Here is a 24,581-nt window from a genome sequence, read left to right on the forward strand (position 1 = left end):
CCGTGCCGCCTCGGCTGCTGTCACCCGCACTCTACTGACCGCTTTGCTTGTGCACCGGGCACGGCGCTTCGTGAGTGAATCGTGCAGGCCTGATGGCCGGACCGTGAGGAACGCCCCGCTTCGGGCAACATGTCGGCACGGCCGCGGATTCGCGCACGCACAGGTGACGGGCCTCCGCTGCCGGGTCGCCAACTGGGAAACGTGCACTTCAAGTTGCAGATGAGTAACGGTGGGCGAGGTGTGGCCCATGGGTCAGGACGCACCTTGAGGGGCTTATGTGCGGCTGATACGGTGCCATGGCTTGACACTCGCCCCCGCCGTGGCTAACCGCCCAGGTCGGGGGGTATGTCCGGCGCGTCCCGCACGTCGGTGTGCGGATGAAGCCGGGTGAAGTGTCCGGATTTGCAAGGTATTTGACGGGCGTGTCAAACACATTCTTGGTTGTACGGGGAGCGGTTGCGTGAAGATCCAAGAGCGTACGGGGGCGACTCATGGTCGTTCCGCGGCTCCGGCTCAGCCGTCGGTCGGTGACCGGCTTCCCACTCCGCCTCGCGAGCGCAAACCGGCACTGGCCGCCCTGGCCGTGCTGCTGATCCTGGTCGGCGCGCTCGGCGCGACCATGCTCGTGCTGCGGGCCGGCGACCGGATCGAGGTCGTCAAGGTCACGCAGGAGATCCCCGCCGGCGGCTCCGTCACCGACAGCAACGTGACGTCGGTGATGGTCGCCGAGGACAGCGGCATCCACTACGTGCCGTGGTCCCAGCTGGCCAACCTGAAGAAGCTCAAGGCCGTCAGCACCATCCCGGGCGGCGTCGTCGCCGTCGGCGAGATGTTCGGCGACCAGAGCGGTGTCGGACAGGGCAAGGCCCTCGTCGGCCTCTCCCTGAAGGCGGGCCAGTACCCGACCGGGATCGAGCCCGGCGACGTCGTGGCCGCCTACCGCGTCACCAGCGACACCGGTTCCAACTCCGGCAGCAGCTCGTCCTCTTCGCCCTCCTCGGCCGGCGGCAGCAACTCGCTGATCGTCGAGCGGGCCACCGTCAGCACCGTCCCCAAGGACGGCGGCGACGAACTGGTCAGCAGCACGAACAAGTCGATCACGGTGACCGTCGACTCCGACAAGGCCGCCGATCTCGCCCAGGCCGCCTCCAACGGCCAGGTCGCTCTCGTGCTCGTCTCCAGCAAGTAGAAGGCGGCTGAAGCAGACCATGGCCCTCATCGCCCTCGCCGCCGACAAGGGTTCCCCCGGCGTCACCACCGCGGCCGTCGCCCTCTCGGCGGTCTGGCCGCGCCGCGTCCTGCTCGCCGAGACCGACCCGGCGGGCGGTGACCTGGTCTACCGCAGCGCCGCGGCGCACGGCGGACCGCTCAACCCCAACACGGGCATGCTGTCCATCGCCGCGACCGCGCGCCGCGGGCTCGTGCCCGACCAACTCTGGGACCACGTGCAGCCGTTGAGCGGCGGACTCGAGGTCCTCGTCGGGCTCGGGAACGCCGAGCACGCCGCCGGTCTCGCCGGGCTCTGGCCGACCCTCGGCCACGCCTTCGCCTCGCTCGCCGACTCGCCGAACGCGCCCGCCGACGTCATCGCCGACTGCGGCCGTATCAGCGGCGACACCCCGGCGGTCGACCTGTTCCCGCACGCCGCGCTGGTCCTGCTCGTCTCCCGTACGGAGCCCGAGTCCATCGCGCGCGTCCGGGACCGCGCCGCCGCGCTCACCGCGAAGCTGCACGGCGGCCCGCGCGGCGCGGCCGGCCTCGCGACCCCGCTGATCGGCGTGGTGCTGATCGCCGACACCAACAACGCGGCCAAGATCGCCGGCCAGGTCAACGACATGCTGGTGCACGCCCAGACCGGCGCTCGCGTCGTCGGCACCATCGCCGACGACCCCGCGGGCGCCGACCAGCTGGCCGGGCGCAAGCGCGGCCGCCTGGAGAAGTCCCTGCTCATCCGCTCGGCCCGCAAGGTCACCGCGGACATCTACCAGCAGTACGGCGCCGCCTGGTCCGTCTCGGCACAGGCCCACCAGGGCCATGTCAACGGCCATGCGGGGGCCGGGGCATGACCGCTGTCGACCACCAGTTGGTCAAGCGGTTCCGGCAGGACGCCGGTGACCGTATCGCCGAGCAGCGCCGCCTCGACCAGGCGAACAACGTCACGCCGATGTCCACCGAGGACGAGCGGCAGTACGCCCGTGCGGTCATAGCCCAGATCCTGGAGGAGTACGCCCGCACCGAGATCAACGCGGGCCGCACCCCCCTCGACGCCGAGACCGAGGAGCAGTACGCGGCCGCCGTGCACGCGGCCCTCTTCGGCGTCGGCCGGCTCCAGCCGCTGCTCGACAACCCCGATGTCGAGAACATCGACATCAACGGCTCCGACCAGGTGTTCGTCGGCTACGCCGACGGCCGCGAGGTGGTGGGCGATCCGGTCGCCGAGACCGACGAGGAGCTCATCGAGCTGATCCAGGTGCTCGGCGCCTACTCCGGTCTCTCCTCCCGGCCCTTCGACTCCGCCAACCCGCAGCTCGACCTGCGGCTGCCGGACGGATCGCGTCTGTCCGCCGTCATGGACGTGACCCGGCGCCCCGCGCTCTCCATCCGCCGCGCCCGCATGGGCAAGGTCTTCATCTCCGACCTCGTCGGCAACGGGACGCTGGCCCCCGAGGTCGCGCACTTCCTCGCCTGCGCCGTCCGCGCCCGCAAGAACATCATGATCGCGGGCGCCACCAACGCCGGCAAGACGACGCTGCTGCGGGCCCTGGCGAACGAGATCCCGCCGCACGAGCGCCTGATCACCGTCGAGCGCGCGCTGGAGCTCGGCCTCGACACCTTCCCCGAACTCCACCCGAACGTCGTGGCGTTCGAGGAGCGGCTGCCCAACTCCGAGGGCCAGGGCATGATCTCGATGGCCGAACTGGTCCGCCGGTCCCTGCGTATGAACCCCTCCCGGGTCATCGTCGGTGAGGTGCTCGGCGACGAGATCGTGACCATGCTGAACGCGATGTCGCAGGGCAACGACGGCTCGCTGTCGACGATCCACGCGAACAGCTCCAGCGAGGTCTTCAACCGTATTTCCACCTACGCGCTCCAGGCGTCCGAGCGGCTGCCCATCGAGGCCAGCCAGATGCTCATCGCGGGCGCGGTGAACTTCGTCGTCTTCATCCAGCGGCGCAACAACTACCAGAGCGGCGGCCGCCTCCAGCGCGTGGTCACCTCGGTCCGCGAGGTCAACGGCGTGGACGGCCGCGTGCTGTCCAGCGAGGTGTTCGCGGAGGCCCCGGACGGGCGGGTGGTGCCGCACGCGCCCATCGCGTGCCTGGAGGAACTGATCGCGTACGGCTACCGGCCCACCGGCACGTGGGGGTGACATGACTTACGAGGCTCTCGGCTCGCTCGGTTCCATGGGCGGCCTGTTCTCCACGACCGTCCTGTACTCGATCGGCTGCGGTGTCGCCGTCGGCGGCGGGCTCGCGCTGTTCATGATCGCCCTGCGCGGTCTGCCCGCGAAGCCCGACCACGAGAAGCAGAAGGCCGCCGAACGGGCGGGCGAGCTGATCCGGTTCGCCGGTCAGCGCGGTTCGCTGGCCGCCATCGTCGGCCTGGTCGTGCTGCTGCTGACCCGCTGGGCGGTGGCCGGCATCGCGGCCGGCATCCTCGTCTTCTTCTGGGACCGTCTCTTCGGCGGCGCGGCCGAGGAACGGGCGGCCATGCGCCGCGTCGAGGCCCTCGCCTCCTGGACGGAGTCGCTGCGCGACACCATCGCCGGAGCGGTGGGCCTGGAGCAGGCCATCCCCGCCTCGGCCCGGGCCGCGGCCCCGATCCTGCGCCCGCACCTGGACGCGCTCGTCGACCGGCTGCGGTCGCGCACCCCGCTCCCCGAGGCGCTCCAGCACCTCGCGAACGAGATCGACGACGCCTCCGCCGACATCATCGTCGCTGCGCTGATCCTCAACGCCCGGCTGCGCGGCCCCGGTCTGCGCCAGGTCCTCGGCGCACTCGCCAAGTCGGCGCGTGAAGAGGTGGACATGCGCCAGCGCGTGATGGCGCAGCGCGCCTCCACCCGCCGCTCGGTCCAGATCGTCGTCGCGGTCTCCATCGCGTTCGTCCTGGGCCTGTCCATCTTCAACCGCGACTTCGTGGCGCCGTACGGCACGCCCGTCGGCCAGCTCGTCCTCGCCTGCGTCTGCGGCCTGTTCGCGCTCGGCTTCTGGTGGCTGCGCAAGCTGTCGACCATCGAGACGCCGGAGCGGTTCCTGGTGAAGGACGAGTCGTCGGTGCAGTTCGTCCGGCCCCGGACGCCGGAGCGGCAGACGCCGCAGGAAGAGGGGGTACGACGGTGAACCTCACGATGCCGATCCTGGTCGGCGCGGTCCTGGGCCTGGGCATCTACGCCCTCGTACGCGCCCTGATGCCGTCCAAGCGCAGCGCGGTCTCGCAGGTCGCGCGGATCGACGCGATGCGGGCGCGGGGGGCGGCGTACGAGTCCGCGCGGACGACCGCGGACACGAGCCGTCTCGGCACGCTGCGGGCCCAGGTCGGCGAGCGGGTGGCCGAGCTTTACCTCCAGCAGGGCTGGGAGCAGCGCTCGCTGCGGGCGGACCTCTCGGTGCTGGACCGCAGCTGGGAGAAGTTCCTGGCGACCAAGGTGCTGCTGAGCGTGGCGGGCCTGTTCTTCGGTCCGTTCCTGTTCGCGGTTGCCTGGACGCTGGGCGTCGGCAGCAGCCCGGTCATCCCGGTCTGGCTGGCGCTGGCCTTCGCCCTCGTCTTCTTCTTCCTGCCCGACCTGGAGGTGCGGCGGGACGCGGCCGAGAAGCGGCGCGACCTGCGGCGCGTGATCGGCGCGTACCTCGACCTGGTCTCGATGAGCCTGGCGGGCGGCCGCGGTCTGCCCGAGGCGCTGATGGCCGCCGCCGAGGTCTCCGACGGCTGGGCGACGCAGCGCATCCGCAACGTGCTCGCCGACGCCCGCATCACCGGCATCAGCCAGTGGCAGGCGCTGGGGCAGCTCGGTGAGGAGATCGGCGTGGAGGAGCTCAAGGACCTCTCCGCCTCCCTCGCCCTGGTGGCGGACGACGGCGCGAAGGTGCGTGAGTCACTCGCCTCCCGCGCCGAGACCATGCGCCACCGCGAGCTCTCCGAGATCGAGGGCAGCGCGGGCGAGAAGTCGCAGTCGATGCTCGTGGCGCAGCTGCTGCTGTGTGCGGGCTTCCTGGTGTTCCTGATCTTCCCGGCGGCGATGCGGGTGTTCCAGGTGCAATGACGACCGCGACCCGCGCTCATCCGTCCGGCGGCCACACGTCACCGAACAGCATCCGCATCCGCCACATCCGCAACAGCTTCTGCATCTGACTTCTGCTTCTGCTTCTGAGAGGACAACTCACCATGACGGGACGGAACTTCAACACCGGCATTCCGGCGGTGGACTTCCTGGTCACCTTCCTGCAGGGCCGCGTGCAGCGCGCCCGCTCCGGCGAGCTGGACCGCGGCGCCTCCGCGGTCGAGTGGGTCATCATCTCCGCGGTCGTCGTGGCGATCGTCGGCGTGGTGGCCGCGATCATCAACGCCGCCCTGAGCGACGGCGCGAAGAAGGTCTCCAACTGCATCAACGGCGCCAAGGCCAGCGGCACCTGCTGACCGCGGCTGCAACGGGGTTGAAGGGATGCCGGCCAACGTGGGCGAATGGATGCGCCGCAGGGTCAGGACCGCACGCGAGGCGGCCGCCACCCGCGGTGACTCCGGCATGACCGCGATCGAGTTCGTGCTGCTCACGCCGGTCCTCTTCTTCATGATCTTCGCGACGGTGCAGTTCGCGCTGTACTTCTTCGCCGACCACGTGGCCCAGGCGGCCGCCCAGGCCGGCGCCCGCAAGGCCCGCGCGACGGCGCACGACCAGCCGGGTGCGTGGCGGGGCGAGGCGCAGGGCGTCGTCGACAGCTACATCAGCCAACTGGGCCCGCAGCTGGTGCTGTCGCCGAACGTGAAGATGCTCCAGCCCGAGCAGAACACGGTGGGCGTGGAGATCACGGCGAAGGTGCCGACGGTGTTTCCCGGGCTGGACTTCACCGTCCACGCGCAGTCGGAGGGCCCGGTGGAGAGGTTCGTACGGGAGAACGGGAACTAGCCGATGACTCTCTCCCCTCTCAGGGACCTAAGAGATGACCGGGGCATGTCCGCGATCGAGGTGGTCATCCTCGCCCCGGTGATGATCCTCTTCATCCTCGTCCTGGTCGCCTTCGGCCAGATGGTGGACGGACGCGGAGCGATCGACGGGGCGGCCCGGGACGCGGCCCGCTCCGGTTCCCTCCAGTGGGACGAGGGCAACGCCATGGCCGAGGCCCGCAAGGCGGCCGAGGCCGACCTGACGGACGTCTGCTCCGGACCGGTCGACGTGACCAAGACCAGCGCGGGCTTCGCGGACGCCGACCTGTTCACGGTCCAGGTGAGCTGCCAGGTGCGCGGCCTCGCCATGCTGGGCCTGGACATCAAGACGCACATGTCGGGCTCGTTCACCGCGCCGCTGGACCCGTACAAGAGGAAGGCGTGATGGGGCAGTTGCGGCACGTGCGCACCTGGTGGGAGTCACGCCGGGCCCACTTCGACGACCGGGGCTCGGGCGCCGGCGCGGTCATCATCTTCACGCTGGTCTTCCTCTCCCTCTCCGCCTTCGTCATCGACGGCGGCCTGTCCATCTCCAAGCGGGAGCGGGCGGCCGACATAGCGGAACAGGCGGCCCGTTACGCCGCCCAGGACATCGACCTCGACGCGCTCTACGAGAACGGGGGCGGCGCCGCCCCGATCAACTACCAGAACTGCGACGCCCGGGTGAAGACCTTCGCCCGGCAGATGGACATGTCCGGCGCGGACATCGCCGCGACCCACTGCGTGGCGGCGGACGCCCAACAGGTCGAGGTCCAGGTCCAGTTGACGTACTCACCGGTCTTCACGGGCATGTTCTACGGCGGCGACGTCGTCGTGCACGGAGAGGGCGTCGCGGAGAACGAGGTCGGCTGAGGCCGGGGCCGGAAGCGACCCGGAAGCTGCGCGGGGCATGGAGGTTTCCGCCTGGGCGTTCCTGACGGTCGAGCGGGCATAAGCGAGTTCCAGACCGCGCCACGACGGCAGCCTTTCGGGCCATGTGACGCACGCCACGAAAATTGCCCCCTGTCACGGCGTAATGCAGGCCGCTCTTCGCGCTCTACATGATGCACAGGCCCAACCGGCCGCCGCTCGCCCCGACTTGCCCGACCGCTCGCCCTGCCCGGAAAGAGACACCGCCCGTGTACATAGCCCTGGAGCAGCCCACCGGCGCCCATCTGCTCACGCCCGACGACGCCCTGGTGGCGGTGCCGGTGACCCTCCGGTACACCTCCGACGACCCGCAGGCGGTGCACCTGGTCTTCCCGGCGTGGATCTCGCTGGACGACGAGGAGGTCACCTGGACCTTCGCCCGCACCCTCCTGGAGGCGGGCCTCGCGGGCCCGGCGAGCCTCGGCTCCGTACGCCTGCGCCCGCACGGCCCGTCCCACACCGTCGTAGAACTCCACACCCCGCAGGGCACGGCAGCGGTCCGCTTCGAAAGAAGAGCCCTCCACCGCTTCCTGACCCGCTCCCACGAACTCACGGACCAGGAGGGCGAACCGGCAGAACGGGAACTGGACCGGGGGGTGGCTTCGCTGTTCGGGGCGGGGGCGGCGTAAGAAACTCGACCATGCCGTGAGCGCTAGATCTCAATACGGCTTGGATCGAGCGGAGTGGGACACGCAAAGCTGTACCCCGCGTGAGACGGGGATCGAGGAACTCGTGGAGTGCGGCACGGCACGTTTGTACGACTGAGGACCTGACATCAGTAACTTGGACCGTATGGGGACTTCGCAGCCGCCCTGGGCGATCTTCGTTCCTCACGAGGAGCCGTAGGTCCGGCAAGAGCTCTCGGCGCTGGAGTCGAAGGGCGGGCGTGTCTGCCACCTCGACTCACGCGATCTGCTGACCGAACAGGGGATCTTCTCCTCATTCACGGATGCCTTGCAGTTCCCCGGCTATTTCGGAAGGAACTGGGACGCGTTGGTGGATTGCCTGGGCGATGTGTGCGGCGCGGTCACCGGAGGAGTCGGGGGCGCAGTCGTCGTTCACGACGCGGATCGGTTGGTAGAGGCCCACTACTTTCCCTGCCGTCTGTGAGTACTTCGTGTTCGAGTTCCAGAGTTCGACCCTGCTGAGATCGCTTCCAGGGTGCGGCAGCCCGACTTGGCCGTCACGGCTGGTGACCGATGGGTCGGGGCGGCCCTCAATCCAGCGGAATGGCGGTGACGGAGTGGATGAGCAGGATCTTGGTTCGGAAGTGATCGGGTTGGCTTTCAACTGTTCGCTGGAGCAGGCGTCGCCTCACATTGTGAGGGCGACGCGGCTGGACGATGCCACGCAGCGGGGGTTCGCGTTCACCGCCGTGGGGGTGGCTGCCCGGCGGCATGGGGAGTTGACGCCCGAGTTGTATGCCGCGCTTCGTGCGGAAGGTCCCCAAGGGCTCGCCGCGTACGCCATCCGCGACACGCTGACGGTCGTGCCGTTCCGGAAGTTGCCGCCGTGGTTCAAGTGGCGATGGGTGGTGAGCGCGGTGCGGAATGCCGCGGAAGGGTGGTGGCTGCGGTTCGCGGATGCGGTGGGTGGGGCCTGGCGAGCTCGGCGTGGACGTCCGCTTCGCGGATCCGGGACGTCTGAATGACGGAGAGGTGCGCCCCGGTGTCCGAGACGGGGCTTGGCTACGACGTATTCGCACCTCTGTGGGGCATCTTGGAGGTGGGGGCGGTCGTGGCTTCGGGGGCGCGATCCCTGAGGGACGTATCGCTTGCCGACTTCGTGGGTGGCCGGCGGGAGGAGGTGGCTCGCCTTCTTGAAGTGGTGCGGCGCGTCGGTGACTTCTCTCCCGGGACCATGGCCATCTTCGATGAGCAAGGTGGGTGGAGCAACGGCCGCCATGAAGTGACGGCCGAAGCGCTGCTGATGTACTCGGGGTGCATCGAAGGGTATCCGCCCGATGCCGAAGAGCCTGCCGTACTGCGGCGGCTGGTTCGCATGGGCGCCGATCTCCAGTTGGCCACCCTCATGGATGCCTTGGTGGGGGCTGCCGTCGGGCGGGCGCCGAGCCGAAGACCGCGTCGGCGCTCATCGTGACTGCCGTTCGCATCGCGGGTGAGTTGGTGGGCATTGACAGCAGTCAGGTCGCGCTGGAGACCTTTCGGATGTGGCGCGTCAGATGTCTGCCCGAGGTGTTGCGGCCTGATGCACCATCCCGCGAGGGCGTGAAGGAGAGTCTCCGGTCGTACGCCCATGAGCTGGAACTCCTGGTTGCCTCGGACGAGGCGGGTCGGGAGGTCACCCGGGTCTCGGAAGAACTGCTTGCGCGCGACGTGTTCGGGCCGCTCGGGGGCGTGGTCGACGTCGGCGCGGTGAACGCCACGGGCAGTTGGCAGCTTGCCGACGTCTCGGTGGGGGACTTCCTGGCGCGCAGGCAGGAGGACGTGGAGCGGCTGCGGGCCGCTATCCGGTCGCTCTGCGGGTTCGGTGACCCGGTCATGGCGATCGCCGACGAACTCGGGTGGCTCCGTGATCATCAGGTGTCCGGGGTGTCGTTGCTTCTCTGGTCGGGAGGCGCCGCGGGTGCGCCACGTTCGCTCGAAGGGCTCGAAAGGCTCGACGACCCGAGCGTGGTGCGCCGGATGTGCCGCGTCGCGGCGGACCTGCAACTGACCCGTTTCTTGCAGGGGGTGATCGCCGCTGCGGTTGCTGCCGGGACCGACGTGTCGCGGGGAGCGCCCAAGGTCGTCGAAGTCCTGGACTACGGCGCCGATTTGGCGGGCGGCAGTGTCGGCAGGGGCGTCCGTCCGGCGGAGATCTTCAGGATGTGGCGGGTCGCTCATCTTCCGGGCCTCCTTGAGCCTGGCTCCGGCGCGGAGGAGGACGACAAGGCGCGGCTGCGGGCGTATGAGCAAGCGCTCGACGGGCTGCTCGGGGTGGGGGTCGGGGCAGACGGGCTTGAGTGAGGTGCCCTTTTCCGCGGTGTCCAACTGGGGACAGCTCCGCCGACGCGCACCGTCGCGCTTCCTGCGTCGGCGAAGTCGTCAAGGCCGGAGGAGACGACCCTCACCGTCACGTGCTCCGTCATGGACAGGTCCAGGATGCGGGCCGGCCTTGGACCGCTCAGCGGTTGACGGCCTGGATCTCCTGGACGTTCATGTCCTGGGTCGTGTCGAAGGTGCCGTTCGGGAGGTCGCCCTTCGCTCCGTCCGTGCCCTCCCAGGAGACCTGCCAGGTGATGGAGGCCTTCAGGTGGTACGGCGTGCCGTTCGTGGCGTGGAGGTATGTGATGCCGCAGGGCGGGGTCCTCTTCGCGTCGCCCTTCTCGTACGGCGTGCCGATCGAGCCGTCGTCGTTGATCTTGCAGTCGCCGGAGGCCGGGAACGTCGTCGCGTCCTGGGTGCCCGGGTCGAGATGGAGAGCGACCGGCTTGGCGGTCGTCTCGGCCCAGAGGTTGGTGCGGGGGAGTTCGGCGCGGACCTTGATCTCCTTGAACTTGCCCTTGTCCAGCCAGACCCAAGTGGGCAGGTTCACCGTCGACTTGTCGGTGGGCTTGACCTCGATCTCGGTGTCGGGGACCTGCACCTTGTTGTAGGCGTACTCGGCGAGCATCTGCGGCGTGGGGGCGTGGGCGACCTTGGGGACGACGTTGGCGTCCTGCCAGAACATGATCTTGCCGCAGTCCCAGGAATCGGGATCGGAGTCATCCGGAGCGACGCTGCGCCAGAAGTAGCCGTCCTTGCCGATGTTCCAGTTCTTGTAGCCCTCGGCGACGGTGTACGCGTCGTCAAAATTGTGTTCCGGCTTGCCGTCCTGGTAGTGGTCGGTCCAGAGCTCCTTGCCGTACCAGGACTCGTGGATGCCCACGTCGCCGTCGCCGTCGTTGGCGTCGACGAAGTCCTTCAGTTCCTGACCGGTGAAGACGGGTTCGTACCAGCAGGCCGGGGGCTTCCAGTTGACGTCCACGGAGGCGAGGCTGCCGCGCTTGCCTCCGGTCGGACCGCTGACCTGGCGGACCTTGATCGTGGAGTACGTGGCGGAGGCGTAGACGTTCTTGCCGTGCTTGCCGCCCTGCGTCCCGTTGTTGGTGCCGCCACCGCCAACTGCGCCTGCGGGTACGGACAGGAGGAGGACTCCGGCCAAGGACGCGATCGACGCGGCCGCTGCATGTCCGGGCCTCATCGTCAGCAGCCACCCCTCTTCGCGCGCGTGGAGATGTTCTGCCAGACGCCGTTCGGGTTCTTGGTCAGAGTGACCGTGTAGAAGACCTTGGGATCCGTGCCCTTGGGGTTCCCCTGGACCTCCTTGGTCTTGCGGTCCCTTGTGTAGGCCTTGCTTTCGTCCGTGCAGTACGTCACTACGGCGCGCGTCTGCTTGTTGCCGAGGAGCGTGGGCTTGGGGTCGTACGCGGGCAGTTTTCCGAAGACGGTGAGGTTCTTGCTCGTATACGTCTTGATCCACTGCTGGTCCTGCGAGAGGCCCGATGCGGTGTCGTAGAAGGCTAGGGCGTCGCCGCCGTCAGGCTTGTTGGCGATGATCGCCGCATACCCGGCCCGGAGTTGTTCCTTGGTGTCGTTGAGGACTGCCTGTTCGACGGCATCGCTGCTCGTCCAGTTCTCGAACGTCAGCTGGAACTCACTGGGGAGCGTGATGCCGGGGCGCTTGATTCCCGAGGACTGCGCCGCCGTGGCCGAAGGGCTGCTCGACCCCGTGTCTGCCCCCTTGATGTCCCCCGAGGACGACTTGTCACCTCCGCCGCACCCGGTGAGTAGCAGTGCCGCCGAGGCGGCGAGCGCGGCGGCTGTGGTCGGCAGTGCGTGGCGGGCCACGGTTGATCTCCCCCGGGGTTGGCTGTGTGCAACGGGGAACGAAGCTATCAGGGGCGGGTGAGAGGGTCTGGCGTGCCGGTGGGGGATTGTGTGGGGGATGTGAGGAGTGTGGCGTGACCGGCGCGGGAGCGTGGATCGTAGGCGAGTGAGGCCGTGGCGACGGGGGTCGCCGGACCAATCGGGCTTAGGGGGCACGGGGTGACGTACTGGAGGGGATGCGCGCGTTCGCCGTCACGTCCGGCCTTCGACGTCCCAAATAAGAGTCCATAAGATCTCTGTAGGCTCACCAGTCCCACCGCCACCGCACCTCGCTCACAACCCAGGACACCGCCATGCCGCGACGCAGCACCTCAAGCTCGACGGGACGCTCGACGGGCAACTCGACGGCCTCCACGGCGCCGAGGAACCGGACGCCTCAGGCCGTCCGGATCCGGCGGCGTTCGTTCGGGGACATCGTCAAGGCGTTCTTCGCGTTCGTGGCGTTGCTCGTCCTCGTGGTCGGCGTCCCGGGCGCGCTCGCCGTGCTGATCGGGTGGCCGCTGCCGCACGGCGTGCCGAGTCTGGACTGGCTGCAGCAGGAGATCACCGTCACGACCTTCCTGCACATCCTGACCGTCGTGGTGTGGCTGGCCTGGGCCCAGTTCACCGCGTGCGTGCTGGTCGAGGTGAAGGCCGCGCTGTCCGGGGTCGGGGTGCCCGGGCGCGTTCCCGGAGCCGGGCCGAGCCAGCTGCTCGCGCGGCAGCTCGTCGCCGCGCTGCTGCTCGTCGGCGCGACCGCCGCCAGCCTCACGCCGGGGCTGTCGCAGCTCGGGCACAGCCTGGAGGGCAACCAGAAGCCCACCGTCGCCGCGGCGCAGGCGACCCCGGGCATCTTCGCCCAGCAGCAGGAGCAGGCCGCGAACACCGCCGCCGCCCTCGCCGAGCAGGCCTCGCACGCGCAGGCCGCCGACGCCGGCAGCAACGCCAAGCAGCACGGCGACACGAAGTACTACCGGATCCAGCCGCCCGAGGGCCGCCACCACGACTCCCTCTGGGAGATCGCCCAGCGGCACCTCGGTGACGGGCGCCGGTACAAGGAGATCTACGAGCTCAACAAGGACCGTGTGCAGCCCGACGGTTCGCGGCTGTCCGAGGCCAGCCTCATCCGGCCCGGGTGGATCATGGAGATGCCCGGCGACGCACACGGCGGCGAGCTCGTCGAGGCGCCCGGCACCCATGCCTCGCCCGGCGTCCAGCAGCAGATCCACGACTACGCCAAGTCCGGCAGCCACGCCCAGGGCGGCGACCACGCCCAAGGCGCCCACGCCCAGGACGGCGCCCAGCAGGTCTCCATCCCCGAGCAGCGCCCCGCCGCCGACGGCGGCCGGCAGCACACCGCGCCCGCCGCGTCCGCCACCGCGAACAACGCCGGCAGCGCCTTCGGCCTGCCCCAGGCCCTCATCGGCGCCCCCCTGCTCGCCGCCGGTCTCCTCGGCGCCCTCGGGCGCAGGCGCCGGCAGGCGCTGTGGCAGTCGGCGCTCGGTGCCGTCGGCGGGCGGCGCGGCATGGAGCCGCCGATGCCGACCGGCGACGCCGCGGACGCGCAGGACGCCCTGCTCGTCGGCGCCGACCCCGACGGCGTACGGCTGCTGGACCGGTCGCTGCGGGGCCTCGCGGCCCAGCTCGCCGGTGAGTCCCGCGCCCTGCCCACCGTCTACGCCGCCTGGCTCAGCAACGGCGATCTGCATCTGCAACTCGCCCAGCCCGCCGGGAAGCCGCCCGCGCCCTGGCAGCTCGGGCAGGACCAGACGTTCTGGATGCTGGCCCGCAGCGACGGCGAGCGGTACGAGGACGTCGACACCGCCGCGCCCTACCCGGGCCTCGTCAGCCTCGGCACCATGGACGACTCCCGGCTGCTGCTCAACCTGGAGTCCGTGCCCGGCATCGTCTCCCTGAGCGGCCGCGAGGCCGACCGGGCCGCCGTCTTCGCCTCCGTCGCCGCGGAGCTCGCCACCAACGGGTGGTCGGACCGCATGACCATCACCCTCGTCGGCTTCGGCGAGGACCTCACCCCGCTCGCGCCCAACCGGCTGCGCCACCTCGACGGCATCGACGACCTCATCGAGACCATGGAGGCCGAGACGCGGCAGCGGCGCGGGGCGCTCGGTGCCGCCGGGCAGGACTCCGTGCTCACCGGGCGTACCGGGCCCGCCCAGCACACCCGTTGGGCGCCCCACCTCGTCCTGCTCGCCGCGCAGCCCTCCGCCGAGGACGCCGTCAAGCTCGCCGAACTCGCCTCCGACGCGAGCCGGCTCGGCATCGGCTACCTCGTCGGCACCGAGACCGGCGATCTGCCCGGCGCCGCCTGGGAGATGGAGGTCACCGGCGAGGGCAAGCTGCTCGCCCCGCTGCTCGGGCTCGAACTCGACGCCCAGATGCTGCCGTTGGCGACCCAGCGCGCCGTCGTCGAGCTGTTCGTCGAGGCCGACCCCGAGCGTGAGCCGGACGGGCCCGTGCCCACCCCGCCGTTCCTCGTCGACATCAGCGAGCAGGGGCGGCCCGCGGTGTACGCGCGCCTCGTCGGCCCGTACGAGATCATCGGCCTCGACACCCCGGACGGCGACCGGAGCGCCCTGCTGCACGAAGCGCTCGCGCTGCTGCTCCTGCACCGCGAGGGCGTGCACCCGCGGGTGCTGTCCTCCGCGCTGTGGCCGCGGGGCGTCACCGAGGACGTTCGCGACGCGCTGCTGGAACGGCTGGCGGACTGGCTCGGCGCCGATCCGGACGGCCGGCCCCGGCTCTCCGCCGACGCGACCGGACGGCTGGTGCTCGCCAAGTCCGTGGTGTCCGACCTGGACGTGTTGCGTTCGCTCTACCACGAGGCCATGCAGGGCAAGGGCGTCGACAGCCGTGCCGTGCGCGGGCGGCTGCTCACCGACGCGCTCGTGCTGGTGCGCGGCCCGCTGCTCGCCGACCGTCCCGAGGGGCGCTACCGCTGGCTCACCCACGAGATCGTCGATGCCCAACTCCCGCTGCTCGTCGCGGACATCGGGCTCGCGCTGTCCGCCTTCCACCTGGAGAAGGACCGCGCGGAGAAGGCGATCGAGGCACTGGGCGCGGCCCTCAACTCCGCCCCGGCCGACGAGCGGCTCTGGAACGAGCTGCTGCGCGCCACTCACGCCACCGGTGACACGGACCGCCTCCAGACCCTCGCCGCCGACCTCGTCAACCGCAGCGGCGCGCGCGGACTGCCGCCGCGCACCGAGGCGTTGCTCGACGAGCTGCTGCCGTCCTGGCGCAGCGGCGTCGCCGCCGTGGGATGAACGGCGGTGTGAGCACGGCCCTGCTGATCGCCGTCGCCGCCCTGTGGGGCGCGGCGGCGGGAGCGCTGCTGCCGCGGGCCGCCTACCGCTTCGCCGCGCCGTCCGGGGAGGACTGGCGCGACCGGTGTCCCGGCGGGCACCCGGTGACCGGGTGGCTCGGCCGGGCGCGCTGCGCGCAGTGCCCGTCCGCGGAGGCGTCCTACGGGTCCGCGGTGCCTCTCGCCGTCGCCACCGCGCTCGTCTGCGCGGCGCTCGCCGCGGCCACCGGGCCCCGGCCCGAGCTGGGCGTCTGGCTGCTGCTCGGGCCCGTCGGGGTGCTGCTCGCGGCCGTCGACCTCCGGGTGAAGCGGCTGCCGGACGTGCTCACGCTGCCGCTCGCGGGCGGCGCGCTCGTCCTGCTCGGTGTGGCCGCCCTGCTGCCCGAGCACGCCGGCGACTGGCTCACCTCCCTCTACGGCGCCCTCGCGCTCGGCGGCGCCTTCTTCGTGCTGTTCCTGATCAACCCCGGCGGCATGGGCTTCGGCGACGTGAAGCTGGCGCTCGGTCTCGGCGCCGCCCTGGGGTGGTACGGCTGGCCGACGCTCATGCTGGGCACCTTCGCCGCGTTCCTGCTCGGGGCGGTGTACGGGGGCGCGCTCGTCGCCGTACGGCGGGCCGGGCGCAAGACGGCCATCGCGTTCGGGCCGTTCCTGATCGCCGGGGCCTTCGCCGGCCTCCTGATCGGTGCCTACGCGGCGTGACGGCATCGGGCGCCCGCGCGGCGCGGCGGCACCGGAAGGCGCGCACGGCCTGACGTCGGGCGCGCAAAACGCCTGGCGTAGGCTGGTCTGGTCTGTCCACAACCCTTGACGAAAGGGACGCCCCGGTGACCGAGAAGGCCGACCTTCAGTCCGTCCTCGACCGTGCCGCCGCAGGTGGGCGGATCACCCCCGAGGAGGCGCTCGACCTCTACCGCGACGCCCCGCTGCACGCGCTCGGCGCCGCCGCCGACGCCGTGCGCCGCCGCAAGTACGCGGGCACCGAGCACATCGCGACGTACATCATCGAGCGCAACATCAACTACACGAACGTCTGCGTCACGGCGTGCAAGTTCTGCGCCTTCTACGCCGCCCCCAAGGACACGGCGAAGGGCTGGACGCGCGACCTCGACGACATCCTGCGGCGCTGCGCCGAGACCGTCGAGCTGGGCGGTACGCAGATCATGTTCCAGGGCGGGCACCACCCGGACTACGGCGTGGAGTACTACGAGAAGCACTTCGCGGCCATCAAGAAGGAGTTCCCGCAGCTCGTCATCCACAGCCTGGGGGCGAGCGAGGTCGAGCACATGGCGCGGATCTCGAAGGTCTCCGTCGAGGAGGCGATCCAGCGCATCCACGCCGCCGGTCTCGACTCCTTCGCGGGCGCCGGCGCCGAGCTGCTGCCCGAGCGGCCGCGCAAGGCGATCGCGCCGCTGAAGGAGTCCGGCGAGCGCTGGCTGGAGATCATGGAGACCGCGCACCGGCTGGGCGTGGAGTCCACGTCCACCATGCTCATGGGCACCGGCGAGACCAACGCCGAGCGCATCGAGCACCTGCGGATGATCCGTGACGTACAGGACCGCACGGGCGGCTTCCGCGCCTTCATCCCGTACACCTACCAGCCCGAGAACAACCACCTGAAGGGCCGTACGCAGGCCACGCTCTTCGAGTACCTGCGGATGATCGCCATCGCGCGGCTGTTCATGGACAACGTCCAGCACATCCAGGGCTCCTGGCTGACCACGGGCAAGGAGGTCGGCCAGCTGTCGCTGCACTACGGCGCCGACGACCTCGGCTCGATCATGCTGGAGGAGAACGTCGTCTCCTCGGCCGGCGCCAAGCACCGCTCCAACCGGCTGGAGATCATCGACCTGATCCGCAAGGCGGGGCGCGTCCCGGCCCAGCGGGCGACGACGTACGAGCACCTCGTCGTGCACGACGACCCGGCGAACGACCCCGTCGACGAGCGGGTCATGTCCCACATCTCCTCCACGGCGATCGCGGGCGGCACGGCCCACCCGGAGCTGAAGCTCCTGGCCTCCAACTGAGCGGTCCCGAGGACGACTTGGAGACCATTCACGCGGCGGACGAGGTCCGGTGCACCTGGGAGTCGGAGCCGATCGGCAACGGCGCCGTCGTGGTGGGTCGGGACCGGATCGACGCGGTGGGCACGCTGGAGGAGCTGCGCGAGCGGTTCCCGGGTGCGCGGGTGCGCCGGTGGCCCGGCACCCTGGGGCCGGCGCGCATCCACGAAGGACCGCTCCCGGACGCCCCGTCGCCGCGTGAGCGCATCCACGCCGTGCTGAAGCTGGGCGCGGTCGCGGTCCTGGAGCAGTACGCCGACTCACCGGACCTGCGGGCCGCGGCCGAGCGGAACGACGTCGTCGTCCTCGAGCGCACCCGGCCCACGGCGATCACCCGGACCGGCCGCGCCGACCTCGCCGTGTTCGACGAGACCGGCGCCTGCATCGCCACGGTGTGCGCCGGGCGCCTGGTGCACCGGCGCCGCTAACCCGCCAGCGCCCTCCCGAACGCCCCCGAACTCTGCCGCACCCCACTGCAGTTGGTCGCCGCGTCGTCCCGCGTCGACTTCCCCTTCTCGCACTGCTGGTCCCGGAACGTCGCCCACATCGACACCCAGGCGATCCCCTTGCGCTCGGCGAACGTCCGGACCTGCGCCGCGTCGGAGAGCGTGAACGTCTCGGCGGTGATGTCGTTCACGCCGATCATCGAGGTGAGCGCCATCCCCTGCCAGGCCGCCGCGTCGGACAGGCCGAAGACCTTCTTCAGCTGGGCGTGGGCCGCCGTCGCCGAGGTGAGGGCGTAGTCGCCCATGTCGCCGGTGTACGACTCGCCGTAGTTCATGGTCATGAGGTCGACCGTGGCGACCTGGACGTCGTAGGTGTTGGCGGACTCCAGCAGCGCCAGGCTGCCGGAGTCCAGCCCGGACGGCATGACGGGCAGCGTGAAGGAGACCTCCAGGTCGTCGCGCTCCTTCTGGAGCAGGGCGATCGCCCGGGAGCGCAGGGCGACCGAGCGGGAGTCGGTCAGCTCGTCGCCCTCGATGTCGAAGTCGGCGCGGGTGGCGCCGGCCGCGTCCAGCGCCTTGCCGTACGCCGCCGCCAGCGCGGACGCGCTGTCGCAGGTCGACGCCAGCTCCTTGCCCGAGGCGCCGCCGAAGGAGACGCGCACCGAGCCACCGCTCTTCTTCAGCTTCGCCACCCGGGACGCCACCGCCGGGTCGGTCAGCGCCCGCTCGCCGTTCCACTTCGGCGTGCAGCCGCTGCCGTCGGAGATCACGAAGGCCAGGTTGTACGTCGAGGGGGAGCCGCTGGAGTCGGTGGCGGCGGCGTCCGTGGCGCTGACGTAGGGGGCGTACGACATGCCGGACGATCCGGCGGCCGACGCGGTGCCGGATGTGGCCGGTCGCGGCGCCGCGTCCGTGCTCCCGTCCGAGCCCGCGGAGCAGCCCGCAGTGGCCAGGGCGAACAGACAAGTGAGCCCGGCCACCGGCTTCCGGAAACTCGGCATTCGTAAGCACCCGCTCTCGTGATTTCTGTCTCAAGCTCGAAACAAAGGCCCATTCGAAAGGGAAACGTCTCACACGCCGCTGGTGTTCATGAAACCAGCTCATGCACAGGAAACCCAGGGGAGGAACGGAGTGAACCGGATGAGTCGGACAGGCGGAACGGAACATTCAACCCCTTCCTCCTCGTGTGGAGTTGTGCAGGGATTCACGATATTCCACAGGCGGGAGACAGTCTGAGCCGTTTCTCATATCTGCCTCACAAGAAGGCGCGACCCGGTCACATAAAGACTCCCTAACGTCTGGGGAATGCATTCCGAGCCTGCCATCGAAAACCATGCGACCGGGCATGGTCGCCGCCGCAAACGCGGCAACGGGCCCGCCGAGGGGCCCGTGTTCGTTGACAACTCCGGGCGCCGTTCCAAGCTGCTGCGCCGGGTCGGCCTCCTCGCCGGCGTGCTCTGCCTCGGGTACGCCGTGGTGCTGGGGCTGGCCTTCATGGGGATCGGTACCGGGACCCCGTCCTCGCTGCTGCCCTTCGCGGGCGGCGGGCCCGGCGGCGCCGAGCCGCAGGGCGGCACCGGCACCCCGCGCGCGCGGCCCAGCGGGAGGCCGCCCACGGGCACCTCCCTCGGCGGGCCGCCGAGCTCCACCCCGTCCGCCTCCGCCACGGCCGGATGACCGGGACGCGGCCACACTCATGACGACGACATCCACCAGCCGCGGCCGTCGCCGGGCGCCCACCCGTATGCGGCGGGCCGCGGGCCGGGCCGCCGCCCTCCAGAAGCCGCGCGTCATCCTCGCGCTGCTGGTCCTGCTCGGGCTGACCAGCGTCATGCTGCTCGACGGCTATCTGCGCGCCGAGGTCGGCGGCGACGAGCGCGTGCGCACCGGGGCCAGTTCCAGCGAGGTCCCGGACCGGATCATCGACGGCGGGCCCATCCTCACCTTCCGGGGCGGGCGGGCCACGACGGTCTCGGTGCCGAAGAAGACCATCGCCCTCACCTTCGACGACGGCCCGAACCCCACGTACACGCCCCAGGTGCTGAAGATCCTGGCGGAGAACGACGTCCCGGCCACGTTCTTCCTGGTCGGCTCGATGGTCTCGCGCTACCCGGGGATCGTGCGGGACATGGTCCAACAGGGCAGCGAGGTGGGCATCCACACCTTCACGCACGTCGACCTGTCGTACCAGAGCGACGCCCGGGTCGACCGCGAGATGGAGCAGACCCAGCTCGCGCTCGCGGGCGCGGCCGGCATCACGACCACGCTGTTCCGGGCGCCGTACTCCTCGGAGACGGATGCCATCGACAACTACAGCTGGCCCGTCTACAAGAGGCTCGGCCAGGAGGGCTACACCAGCGTCTTCGTCGACACCGACAGCGACGACTGGAAGAAGCCGGGCGTCTCGAAGATCGTCGGCTGGGCGACGCCCAAGGGGACGTCGGGCGCCGCGGTCCTCATGCACGACGCGGGCGGCGACCGCGAGCAGACGATCAAGGCGCTGCCGAAGTACATCAAGAGGATGAAGGCGAAGGGCTACACCTTCACCACCGTCAGCGGCGTCATCGAGCAGCGGAACGCGGGCGGCGGGCGGACCGCGGCTCCCGCGGTCGCGGGCGCGCGCTCGGGGAACGGTCCCAACGGCCAGGCGGCGCAGGACGGTTCGGCCACCGGCCGGCTGCAGGCCGCGCACCGCAAGGCCACCGGCGCGACCCTCTACGAGGGCAAGGCGCTGATCGTGGCCGTAGCCGTGGCCGAGTACGCGCTGCCGGTGCTCTCGGCCGGGCTGATCGTGGTGGGCGTGGCCGTCATGGGCCGCTTCGGGATGATGGTGATCCTCGCCCGGCGGCACTACAGACAGCGCAACAGACGCCGGTTCGGCTGGGGGCCACCGGTCACCCGGCCGGTCAGCGTGATCGTGCCGGCGTACAACGAGAAGGAGTGCATCGCCAACACCCTCGAGTCGCTGTCGAGGAGCAGCCATCCCATCGAGATCATCGTGGTCGACGACGGCTCCACGGACGGCACCTCCGAGATCGCGCGCGAGGCGGCGTACGCGCTCGGCATGACCAATGTCCGGGTGATCCGCCAGGAGAACGGGGGCAAGCCGGCCGCCCTCAACAACGGCGTCCGCAGCGCCAGTTGCGACATCGTCGTGATGATGGACGGCGACACGGTCTTCGAGCCGGAGACCGTACGGCAGCTCGTGCAGCCCTTCGCCGACCCCGGGATCGGCGCGGTCGCCGGCAACGCCAAGGTCGGCAACCGCAACACCATCATCGGCGCCTGGCAGCACATCGAGTACGTCATGGGTTTCAACCTCGACCGGCGCATGTACGACCTGCTGCGCTGCATGCCCACCATCCCGGGCGCGATCGGCGCCTTCCGCCGCGAGGCGGTGCTCCAGGTCGGCGGCATGAGCGAGGACACCCTCGCCGAGGACACCGACATCACCATCGCCATGCACCGCGCCGGGTGGCGGGTCGTCTACCAGGAGCACGCCAGGGCCTGGACGGAGGCGCCGGGTTCGCTCAAGCAGCTGTGGTCGCAGCGCTACCGCTGGTCCTACGGCACCATGCAGGCGCTGTGGAAGCACCGCAAGTCCCTGACGGACAAGGGGCCTTCGGGCCGCTTCGGCCGGGTCGGGATGCCGCTGGTGGTGATCTTCCAGATCGTCACGCCGGTGTGCGCCCCGCTGATCGACGTGTTCACCGCGTACTCGATGATCTTCGTCGACTTCACGGCGGCGCTGCTCGCCTGGCTCGCGGTGCTCGCCGTCCAACTCGGGTGCGCGGCCTACGCGTTCGGCCTCGACCGGGAGAAGTACCGGTATCTGCTGATGATGCCGCTCCAGCAACTGGCCTACCGCCAGATGATGTACCTCGTCCTCATCCACTCCTGCATCACCGCCCTGACCGGCGGCCGGCTGCGCTGGCAGAAGCTGAAGCGGACCGGCGAGGTCGCAACACCGGCGGGGGTGAGCTGAGATGGGTTCGCACCGAAGAGGGGTCGCCACCGCGACGGACGTGGTGACCACCGCCCCGCTGCCTCACATCCCGGCACGCGACCGCTACTTCGACACGCTGCGCGCCGTGGCGCTGGTCCGGGTCGTCACGTACCACACCTTCGGCTGGGCCTGGGCCGGCCTGGTCTTCCCCTCCATGGGTGTCATGTTCGGCCTGGCCGGCACCCTGATGGCGAAGTCCCTGGAGCGCCCCGCGCCGAAGGTGCTGAGGAGCCGCCTCAGGCGCCTGCTCCCGCCGTTCTGGTTCTGGGGCGTCTTCGTGGTCCTCGCGATGCTGATCCATGGCTGGATGCCGGGCCGGCAGATCGTCTACTGGATCGTGCCGCTCGGCGACCCGCCGGGCAACGCCTGGGGCGAGCAGGCGTGGGAGATCCTCTGGTACCTGCGGACCTACCTCTGGTTCGTCCTGCTGTCCCCGCTGCTGCTGCGGATCTTCCGGCTCGCCCCGGTCCCCGTCCTGCTGCTGTCCCTGGTCCCGGTCCTGGTCCTGAACTTCCTCTGGTCCGGCCCGGACAACCGCTTCGGCAGCGCCCTGTGGGACCTGTCGACGTACCTCTTCTGCTGGATGCTCGGCTTCGCCCACCGCGACGGCGTCCTCCAGCGGACGAGGCCGGCCCTGGTGGTCGTGGTCTCGCTCGCCGCGATGGCCTACGGCGGCTGGTACGCCTTCGCCCACCAGGCCGACTTCGGGACCTACGATCTCGACGAGAACCCGCTCGCCCAGGCCTTCTGGTCGGCCGGCTTCGTGATGCTGCTGATGTGGGCGAAGGCGCGCTTCCGGATCGACTTCGCCGGGCTGCAGCGCCTGCGGCGGCTGGACCGGATCGTCACGATCTTCAACGCGCGCGCCGTGACGATCTACCTCTGGCACGAGATCGCGCTGATCCTGGCGGTCCCGCTGATCGACCAGTTCTGGAACGTGCCCGCGTTCGAGAGGTACCTGCCGCTCGACAGCCAGTGGTTCATGTTCGGCATCGGCTGGCTGCTGATCGCGGTGTTCGTCCTGCTGTGCGGCTGGGTGGAGGACGTGGCCGCGAAGAAGAAGCCGCGACTCGTGCCGTGAGGGCGGGCTGCAACAATGGCGGGGTGACCCGCGCCTCCCTGAACAAGCAGCCGCACGAAGTCGCCTCGATGTTCGACGACGTGGCGGAACGGTACGACCTGACCAACGACGTGCTGTCGCTCGGCCAGGACCGGGTGTGGCGCAAGGAGGTGGCGAAGGCGGTCGACGCCCGGCCCGCGCAGAAGGTCCTGGACCTCGCGGCCGGCACGGCGACCTCCTCGCTGCCCTTCGCGCGCACGGGTGCGTACGTCGTCCCGTGCGACTTCTCGCTCGGCATGCTCCAGGTCGGCAAGCAGAAGCACCCCTGGCTGCCGCTGACCGCGGGCGACGCGACGAGGCTGCCGTTCAGGGACGACACCTTCGACGCCGTCACCATCTCCTTCGGGCTGCGCAACGTGCAGGACTTCGACGCGGCCCTGCGCGAGATGTACCGGGTGACCAGGCCCGGCGGCCGGGTGGTGATCTGCGAGTTCTCGCACCCGACCTGGGCGCCGTTCCGCACGGTCTACACCGAGTACCTGATGCGCGCCCTCCCGCCGGTCGCCCGCACGGTCTCGTCCAACCCCGACGCCTACGTCTACCTCGCCGAGTCCATCCGCGCCTGGCCCGACCAGCCCGCGCTGGCCGACCGGCTGCAGAAGGCCGGCTGGTCGAAGGTGGCGTGGCGCAACCTCACGGGCGGGGTCGTGGCCCTGCACCGCGGGTTCAAGCAGAGCTGACCACGTACGGGTCGCCCGGCTCGTCGAGCTCGCGCTGGAGCCCACCGCTCGGCGGCCCGGGGATGCGCGGCTCGCGCACGCCTCCGCCGCCGTCCCCCTCGCCGAAGTCGAACCACACGTAGATCACGGAGTCCCGCGGCACCTCGGCGTTGGGCTGCGGGTACTGCCGTACGACGTACTCGACGACGGTCTGGTGGAAGTCGGGACGATCCGGGGCGTTCAGGAAGAGGCCGGTGGCCTCGGCCGTCCTGCGCGCGTCCATGGCCATCAGTCCGACCAGCCGCGGTACGCGCACTTCGGGTGTTTTGGGCGTTATGCGCACAGATGTCACCCCCAGCGGTACTGGCAGGGTAACCGCAAGGGGGTGCCGTCCGGAAGCGCCAAGTGTCTTTCTGTAGCAGTCGGTTACTCGGCGTGACCGTTTCTGAGGTCGAGTCCGAAGCAGAGTGCCTCTTCCGGGAGCTGGGGATGCGGATATGTCTCCCTCAGCTCCATGCCGAGTCGCTCGGTGACCGCGATGGACCGTTCGTTTCCGGGTCTGACCATGGCCACGACGTGTGCGACCTGGGCCGCCCGCAGCCGCTCCAGCGTCATCTGCGCGGCCGCGGTGGCGTAGCCCTTGCCCCAGAACTCCCGCCCGAGCCGCCACCCGATCTCTATCTCGCCCGTCGGCCCCCAGTCCCGCGGCCACGGCTGGGCGCCGGTGAATCCGGCGACCCGCCCGGCGTCGTCGACCATGGTCCACAGGCAGAACCCCAGCTCGGCGTCGTGCCGGCGCTGGCGGGCCGTGAGCTCCTCGTAGACGGACAGCTCGGCGGACGTGCCGCCGTGGAACTCCATGACCTCCGGATCGTCGAAGATCCGGTGCCAGGCGACCGCGTCCTCGTCGGTGGGGACGCGCAGCCGTACGACGGGGAGAGCTCGGTTCACGAGGGCAGCCCTTCAGCCGGGTGATCAGTGCTGCTGAATAGACTGCCCCTGTCCCGTGCCGTCCGGCACAGAGATTTCGAAGTTGGGGAGATC

Annotated in this window: 27 protein-coding genes; 22 read left to right on the plus strand and 5 right to left on the minus strand. The window is 70.3% G+C overall.

The genetic code is table 11. The annotated features are described in order from the left end of the window. Positions 1–460: 460 nt before the first annotated feature. The 14 genes from ACFU97_RS34185 (at position 461) to ACFU97_RS34250 (ending at position 10,040) form a co-directional block, all read left to right on the plus strand. Complete coding sequence (locus ACFU97_RS34185; protein WP_384264423.1) at positions 461–1,189, plus strand: hypothetical protein; 729 nt, start codon at positions 461–463, stop codon at positions 1,187–1,189. Between the two features lie 19 nt (positions 1,190–1,208). Beyond that, on the plus strand, positions 1,209–2,066 hold the full coding sequence (locus tag ACFU97_RS34190) for a hypothetical protein (protein WP_384264425.1): 858 nt from the start codon (positions 1,209–1,211) through the stop codon (positions 2,064–2,066). Beyond that, positions 2,063–3,370, plus strand: coding sequence for a CpaF family protein (locus tag ACFU97_RS34195; RefSeq protein WP_384264426.1), 1,308 nt, complete (start codon positions 2,063–2,065; stop codon positions 3,368–3,370). Before ACFU97_RS34190 ends, ACFU97_RS34195 begins: the two co-directional genes overlap by 4 nt. Before the next feature lies 1 nt (position 3,371). Further along, complete coding sequence (locus ACFU97_RS34200; RefSeq protein ID WP_384264428.1) at positions 3,372–4,343, plus strand: type II secretion system F family protein; 972 nt, start codon at positions 3,372–3,374, stop codon at positions 4,341–4,343. Next, on the plus strand, positions 4,340–5,263 hold the full coding sequence (locus ACFU97_RS34205; protein WP_384264429.1) for a type II secretion system F family protein: 924 nt from the start codon (positions 4,340–4,342) through the stop codon (positions 5,261–5,263). The genes ACFU97_RS34200 and ACFU97_RS34205 overlap by 4 nt, the downstream gene beginning before the upstream one ends. Positions 5,264–5,385: 122 nt before the next feature. Then, on the plus strand, positions 5,386–5,637 hold the full coding sequence (locus ACFU97_RS34210; RefSeq protein WP_384264430.1) for a hypothetical protein: 252 nt from the start codon (positions 5,386–5,388) through the stop codon (positions 5,635–5,637). 25 nt (positions 5,638–5,662) lie between these two features. Continuing rightward, positions 5,663–6,124: a TadE/TadG family type IV pilus assembly protein gene (locus ACFU97_RS34215; protein ID WP_384264432.1), complete on the plus strand. Its 462-nt coding sequence runs from the start codon at positions 5,663–5,665 to the stop codon at positions 6,122–6,124. A gap of 3 nt (positions 6,125–6,127) precedes the next feature. Next, the gene (locus tag ACFU97_RS34220) at positions 6,128–6,547 is read left to right on the plus strand and encodes a TadE/TadG family type IV pilus assembly protein (RefSeq protein ID WP_384264433.1); all 420 of its coding nucleotides are present in this window, start codon (positions 6,128–6,130) and stop codon (positions 6,545–6,547) included. Then, positions 6,547–7,014, plus strand: coding sequence for a TadE/TadG family type IV pilus assembly protein (locus tag ACFU97_RS34225; protein WP_384264434.1), 468 nt, complete (start codon positions 6,547–6,549; stop codon positions 7,012–7,014). The genes ACFU97_RS34220 and ACFU97_RS34225 overlap by 1 nt, the downstream gene beginning before the upstream one ends. Before the next feature lie 266 nt (positions 7,015–7,280). Next, entirely contained in the window at positions 7,281–7,700 is a 420-nt protein-coding gene (locus ACFU97_RS34230) for an SsgA family sporulation/cell division regulator (RefSeq protein WP_384264436.1), read from the plus strand. A 238-nt stretch (positions 7,701–7,938) separates the two neighbouring features. Further along, positions 7,939–8,181, plus strand: coding sequence for a barstar family protein (locus tag ACFU97_RS34235; RefSeq protein ID WP_384264513.1), 243 nt, complete (start codon positions 7,939–7,941; stop codon positions 8,179–8,181). A 133-nt stretch (positions 8,182–8,314) separates the two neighbouring features. Next, entirely contained in the window at positions 8,315–8,722 is a 408-nt protein-coding gene (locus ACFU97_RS34240) for a hypothetical protein (protein ID WP_384264437.1), read from the plus strand. 17 nt (positions 8,723–8,739) lie between these two features. Next, entirely contained in the window at positions 8,740–9,171 is a 432-nt protein-coding gene (locus tag ACFU97_RS34245) for a hypothetical protein (RefSeq protein WP_384264439.1), read from the plus strand. Beyond that, a complete protein-coding gene (locus tag ACFU97_RS34250) occupies positions 9,168–10,040 on the plus strand; it encodes a hypothetical protein (protein ID WP_384264440.1) in 873 nt (290 codons plus the stop codon). Before ACFU97_RS34245 ends, ACFU97_RS34250 begins: the two co-directional genes overlap by 4 nt. 157 nt (positions 10,041–10,197) lie before the next feature. Here the strand turns inward: ACFU97_RS34250 and ACFU97_RS34255 are convergent, their stop codons facing one another. Both ACFU97_RS34255 and ACFU97_RS34260 read right to left on the minus strand, forming a co-directional pair. Next, a complete protein-coding gene (locus tag ACFU97_RS34255) occupies positions 10,198–11,256 on the minus strand; it encodes a hypothetical protein (RefSeq protein WP_384264441.1) in 1,059 nt (352 codons plus the stop codon). Between the two features lie 2 nt (positions 11,257–11,258). Beyond that, the gene (locus ACFU97_RS34260; protein WP_384264442.1) at positions 11,259–11,903 is read right to left on the minus strand and encodes a hypothetical protein; all 645 of its coding nucleotides are present in this window, start codon (positions 11,901–11,903) and stop codon (positions 11,259–11,261) included. Between the two features lie 332 nt (positions 11,904–12,235). Between ACFU97_RS34260 and ACFU97_RS34265 the strand changes: the two genes are divergently transcribed. From ACFU97_RS34265 to ACFU97_RS34280, 4 genes are all read left to right on the plus strand, one after another. Further along, on the plus strand, positions 12,236–15,205 hold the full coding sequence (locus tag ACFU97_RS34265) for a BTAD domain-containing putative transcriptional regulator (protein ID WP_384264443.1): 2,970 nt from the start codon (positions 12,236–12,238) through the stop codon (positions 15,203–15,205). Further along, the gene (locus ACFU97_RS34270; protein WP_384264444.1) at positions 15,202–15,945 is read left to right on the plus strand and encodes a prepilin peptidase; all 744 of its coding nucleotides are present in this window, start codon (positions 15,202–15,204) and stop codon (positions 15,943–15,945) included. The genes ACFU97_RS34265 and ACFU97_RS34270 overlap by 4 nt, the downstream gene beginning before the upstream one ends. Positions 15,946–16,070: 125 nt before the next feature. After that, a complete protein-coding gene (mqnC, locus tag ACFU97_RS34275; protein ID WP_384264446.1) occupies positions 16,071–17,270 on the plus strand; it encodes a cyclic dehypoxanthinyl futalosine synthase in 1,200 nt (399 codons plus the stop codon). Between the two features lie 17 nt (positions 17,271–17,287). Further along, the gene (locus ACFU97_RS34280) at positions 17,288–17,734 is read left to right on the plus strand and encodes a hypothetical protein (protein WP_384264447.1); all 447 of its coding nucleotides are present in this window, start codon (positions 17,288–17,290) and stop codon (positions 17,732–17,734) included. Here ACFU97_RS34280 and ACFU97_RS34285 read toward each other — a convergent pair. Beyond that, positions 17,731–18,753: a chitinase gene (locus tag ACFU97_RS34285; protein WP_384264449.1), complete on the minus strand. Its 1,023-nt coding sequence runs from the start codon at positions 18,751–18,753 to the stop codon at positions 17,731–17,733. The two genes, ACFU97_RS34280 and ACFU97_RS34285, sit on opposite strands and share 4 nt — an antisense overlap. A 388-nt stretch (positions 18,754–19,141) precedes the next feature. On the opposite strand from ACFU97_RS34285, the gene ACFU97_RS34290 reads away from it, so the two are divergent. The 4 genes from ACFU97_RS34290 to ACFU97_RS34305 are packed head-to-tail and all read left to right on the plus strand — an operon-like array spanning position 19,142 to position 23,558. After that, the gene (locus tag ACFU97_RS34290) at positions 19,142–19,429 is read left to right on the plus strand and encodes a hypothetical protein (RefSeq protein ID WP_384264450.1); all 288 of its coding nucleotides are present in this window, start codon (positions 19,142–19,144) and stop codon (positions 19,427–19,429) included. Between the two features lie 19 nt (positions 19,430–19,448). Further along, a complete protein-coding gene (locus ACFU97_RS34295) occupies positions 19,449–21,737 on the plus strand; it encodes a bifunctional polysaccharide deacetylase/glycosyltransferase family 2 protein (protein WP_384264452.1) in 2,289 nt (762 codons plus the stop codon). A 1-nt stretch (position 21,738) separates the two neighbouring features. Next, positions 21,739–22,839, plus strand: coding sequence for an acyltransferase (locus ACFU97_RS34300; protein WP_384264453.1), 1,101 nt, complete (start codon positions 21,739–21,741; stop codon positions 22,837–22,839). 23 nt (positions 22,840–22,862) lie between these two features. Continuing rightward, on the plus strand, positions 22,863–23,558 hold the full coding sequence (locus tag ACFU97_RS34305) for a demethylmenaquinone methyltransferase (protein WP_384264454.1): 696 nt from the start codon (positions 22,863–22,865) through the stop codon (positions 23,556–23,558). Here the strand turns inward: ACFU97_RS34305 and ACFU97_RS34310 are convergent. Together ACFU97_RS34310 and ACFU97_RS34315 are read right to left on the minus strand one after the other, a co-directional pair. After that, on the minus strand, positions 23,545–23,853 hold the full coding sequence (locus tag ACFU97_RS34310) for a PASTA domain-containing protein (RefSeq protein ID WP_384264456.1): 309 nt from the start codon (positions 23,851–23,853) through the stop codon (positions 23,545–23,547). The genes ACFU97_RS34305 and ACFU97_RS34310 overlap by 14 nt on opposite strands. A gap of 110 nt (positions 23,854–23,963) precedes the next feature. Next, complete coding sequence (locus ACFU97_RS34315) at positions 23,964–24,488, minus strand: GNAT family N-acetyltransferase (protein ID WP_384264457.1); 525 nt, start codon at positions 24,486–24,488, stop codon at positions 23,964–23,966. Positions 24,489–24,581: the final 93 nt, after the last annotated feature.

It is taken from the genome of Streptomyces sp. NPDC057616 (assembly GCF_042800575.1).
Lineage (GTDB): Bacteria > Actinomycetota > Actinomycetes > Streptomycetales > Streptomycetaceae > Streptomyces.